The sequence below is a fragment of the Alcanivorax sp. HI0044 genome (assembly GCF_001634945.1).
Window position 1 is genome coordinate 1 of record NZ_LWEZ01001462.1, and the last position, 1,151, is coordinate 1,151.

Genomic DNA, 1,151 nt, shown 5'->3' on the forward strand with positions numbered 1-1,151 from the left:
CGGATGCGGCGCTGGCCATGGAAATGGGCTGTGACGGCGTGCTTCTCAATTCAGCCGTGGCCCACGCCCAAAAACCGGTACTGATGGCCTCCGCCATGAAGAAAGCCATCGAAGCCGGTCGCGAAGCCTTTCTGGCCGGGCGCATGCCGCGCAAGGCCTACGCCTCGGCCTCTTCACCGCTGGATGGTCTGAGTCGCTAGTACAAGCCCGCTGCCGGCAGGCAAAAAAACGGCGCCACTCTGGGGGAGAGTTGGCGCCAAGGGGAAGTGTTGACCGTTGATGCTCGTGCACTTCAGGGCAGAGTTGTGCTGAATCTCTGTGCTCACTTTACCCATCATCGATCAAGATAGCGTGAAGAGGGAGCGCTCACCGTCAGCCGGTCCTTTTTGTTATAATCCACTGCTACAACGTCACTCTTTCATCCGCCTCTTTCATAACGGTAGTCCGGCCCCATGCTCGATTTCATCAACCACGATAAAGACCCGGAAACCGGCAAGGTCATGCGCAAGGTGCGCAGCTTTGTCCTGCGCGAGGGCCGCCTGACCGCCGGGCAACGCAATGCCCTGGATACCCTGTGGCCCCGCTTCGGACTGGAGCGGGATCAGGGCGCGCTGGATCCCGAACGCGTTTTCGGCCGCGATGCTCCGCGGGTGCTCGAGATCGGTTACGGCATGGGCCAGTCGCTGGCCCAAATGGCCGCCGCCGACCCGGACAAGGACTTTGTCGGTATCGAAGTGCACCGTCCCGGCGTAGGGGCCTTGCTCATGGAAATCGAGCAGCGCAGCCTGAATAACCTGCGCAGTTACTGTGACGACGCGGTAGAGATTCTGGAGCTGTGCATTCCCGATAACAGCCTGGCGCGGGTGCAGCTGTACTTCCCGGATCCCTGGCACAAGAAAAAGCACCACAAGCGCCGCATCGTTCAGCCCGCCTGGGTGGCACTGGTACAACGCAAACTGCAACCCGGCGGTATTCTGCACATGGCCACGGACTGGGAAAACTATTCCGAACACATGATGGAAGTGATGAACACAGCCGAGGGGTTCAACAATGTGGCGGGGCCAGGCGTCTTCTCGCCGCGCCCGAGCTGGCGCCCGGAAACCAAGTTTGAGCGCCGCGGGGAAAAACTTGGCCACGGAGTCTGGGACTTG

Annotated in this window: 1 protein-coding gene and 1 pseudogene; both read left to right on the forward strand. The window is 60.7% G+C overall.

Going from position 1 to position 1,151, the window contains the following annotated elements; all coding sequences use genetic code 11:
- A pseudogene (locus A3730_RS22045) lies at window positions 1-200 on the forward strand (thiazole synthase); the annotation flags it as partial.
- 252 nt (window positions 201-452) lie between these two features.
- Window positions 453-1,151: tRNA (guanosine(46)-N7)-methyltransferase TrmB (trmB, locus tag A3730_RS22050; RefSeq protein WP_063538954.1), on the forward strand; the 699-nt coding region annotated here is incomplete at its 3' end.